The organism is Piscinibacter sp. (assembly GCF_050175855.1).
In the GTDB taxonomy this organism is placed as follows: domain Bacteria; phylum Pseudomonadota; class Gammaproteobacteria; order Burkholderiales; family Burkholderiaceae_C; genus Piscinibacter.
On sequence record NZ_JBFXIO010000561.1, the window covers coordinates 1 to 2,579 of the forward strand.

The 2,579-nt window shown below is 69.6% G+C and carries 2 protein-coding genes and 1 pseudogene; all 3 read left to right on the forward strand.

Annotated elements, in window-relative coordinates; genetic code table 11:
• Nucleotides 1-749 (forward strand): annotated as a pseudogene (locus tag AB7U92_RS25695) (hypothetical protein); the annotation flags it as partial.
• Nucleotides 746-2,197, forward strand: coding sequence for a metallophosphoesterase family protein (locus AB7U92_RS25700; protein ID WP_428583473.1), 1,452 nt, complete (start codon nucleotides 746-748; stop codon nucleotides 2,195-2,197). The pseudogene AB7U92_RS25695 and the gene AB7U92_RS25700, both read left to right, overlap by 4 nt.
• A 90-nt stretch (nucleotides 2,198-2,287) precedes the next feature.
• A complete protein-coding gene (locus AB7U92_RS25705) occupies nucleotides 2,288-2,464 on the forward strand; it encodes a hypothetical protein (protein ID WP_428583475.1) in 177 nt (58 codons plus the stop codon).
• The last annotated feature ends 115 nt before the right edge of the window (nucleotides 2,465-2,579 follow it).

Consider the following 2,579-nt stretch of genomic DNA (forward strand, 5'->3'; position numbering starts at 1 on the left):
GGCTGTTCGGCGGCCGCAAGGCGATCCCGCGCGAGGACAACGGCGGCCTGTGCCAGCCGGAGTCCTGCCCGGAGTACCAGCAGCGGCAGTGCAACCTCACCGGACGCTTCCTGTTCTTCATCCCCGGCATCCGCTCGATCAGCGCCTTCGAGCTGCACACGCGCAGCTTCTATGCGATGAATGCGGCGATCCGCACCTTCGAGACCGTGGCGTTCCTGCGGGGCGGCCGGCTCGCCGGGTTCCTGGACCGCCAGGGCACGCCGTTCTACCTGACCAAGCGGCTGATGGAGGTGGCGCACATCGATGACCATGGGCGGCCCGTCCGTGTGCCGCAGTGGATCATCGAACTGGAAGCGCCGGTCGACGTGGCGACGCTGATGCGGGAGCAGGACGATCAGGACACCGTGCTCCTGCAGGCCGATGTTGCCGCCCGCGTGCTCCAGGGGCACCGGGAGGACGCTTCCTCGACGCCTGGGAAGGGGCCGGAGTTCGTCGACGAACCTGTGGCGGCGAGCGACTCCACGGCAGACGGCATGCCGCCCACGCTGGAGCATGTGCTCGGGCGGCTGGCCTCGATGGGCGTGCCTGCGCAGACCTGGATGAGCTATGCGGCCACGCGCTGGGGTCCTGGGTGGAAGCTCAATCCGCAAGGGCGGCAGCGGGCCTTCGGCGAGCTGGAGCGCTTCCGGAACGATCCGAAGGGCTACGCGGACAAGGTCAACGCCGAACTGCAGCAGGTGGCATCGTGAGCGCGCCGGGACGACTGCCAGGCGGAACCGGTGCGCAACGCGCGGAAGTGCCGCGCATCCCGGATGGGCGTCCGCGAGCGCACGGTTCGCACCGTCAGGCGCATCGCCTGCGGGTAGCGCATCTCTCGGACCTGCACTACGGGCCGCGCCACCTGGAGGAGGCCGATCGCTGCTTCTCGGCGGCCGTGGACCGCGTCATCGAGCTCGCCGTCGATGTGGCCGTGATCTCCGGGGATGCCACCGATCACGCCCTGGACCTGCATGCGCCCGCGGCATTGCGGCTGCTGGCGCAGGTGCGGCGGCTGGCCGACCATTGCCCGGTGCTGATGCTCCAGGGCACGTGGTCGCACGAGCCGCCCGGCACGCTGTCCGTGTTCAGGATGCTGGGAAGCCGCCATCGGGTCTTCGTCGCGGACCGGATCGGTCAGGTGGCGCTGATGGGCAATGCATCGTCTCGGGATCTGTCGGCGACCGATGCGTCTGCCGCCGACCTTTGGCTCGTGTCCGAAGGTCCGCGATTCGCAGAAGTCCCGCCTGGCGCCAGGGCACTGTTCACCTGCATTCCGTCGATCAACAAGGCGGCCGTCGCGGCAGCGGTCGGCGCCACCGCTGCCGCCGAGGCCCAGGGTGAGCAGCTGGCCCGGCTGCTGCAGGGCTACGCCGGCATCCACGGCGTAGCCCGTGCTGCCGGCGTGCCGACGCTCGCGGTGTCGCATGGCACGGTCTTCGGCTGCGTGACCGAGCACGGCGTGCCGATGGCAGGGTTCGACCACGAGTTCACCACTGGGGCGCTGCTCAGCACCGGCGCGCAGGCCACCTTGCTCGGCCACATCCACCGGCACCAGGCCTGGATGCAAGGGGAGGGCGAACGGCGCCAGTGCATCGCCTACGCCGGGTCGATCGGTCGCTTCCACCACGGGGAGCAGGGCGACAAGGGATTCCTGCTGTGGGAATTCGGACCGGACGGGGTGTACTGTCGCCTCGAACCGACTCCTGCGAGACGGACGCTGGACATCGTGTTCGAAGGCCGGCCCGACCTGGACCAGTTGCGAGAGGCGGTTCGAGCGCAGGAACTGGCCGGCGTCAGCGTGCGGGTCCGATGGACCGTGGCCGACGAGGACCGGCGCGAGGTGGACCGCGGCGCCATGGAGCGTGCCCTGTCCGGCGCCGCCGATGTCCAGCTGGAAGGGCGGATCGTGCCCGTGGTGCGCACTCGCGCGCCCGGCATCTCGCAGCTCGTCAGCCTGGCCGACAAGGTCAGGGCCTGGGCCACGGCGACGGACGTCCACGCGCCGCCGCTGCTGCAGTGCCTGGAACGGGTGACGACGACCGATCCCGGGGACATCGTCGCGGCAGTCCTGGCGATCCCCGATGCCGGTGCCAAGGCACAGGGTGGCATTGACCCGGCCGAGAAGGGTCCGAGACTGGACCTCTTCCAGACGGCCTGAAGCGGCGCCCGAACAGCGCTCGAAGGGCGCCCAGGCTGCTTCACATCCCACCTCGACCATCGCGCCGCCCAGCGGCGCCGGAGGTATGCCATGCAACCACTCTCACTCAGGCTCCGGGGCTTCCGGGGCATCCGCGACGGCCTCGGGCTGGACGAACTGACCTTGAATCTCGAGCGGCTGGCCGATGGTGCTGCGCTTGTCGCCATCGCAGGCGCCAACGGCCGCGGCAAGTCCACGGTGATGGACAACCTGCACCCCTTATGTTGAATTCACTGTGTCAACAGTGGGCCAAGACGCGGCGTCTCACTGCCGCTGCAGGGTGGCAATCAATGGGCATGAAAGCTTGCCCCGCCTCGTGCAGCAGTCGCGAACGAGGCCAGCC

Coding starts and splice junctions, on each gene's coding strand:
- AB7U92_RS25705 (WP_428583475.1), top strand. CDS start 2,288: ATGCAACCACTCTCACTCAGGCTCCGGGGCTTCCGGGGCATCCGCGAC.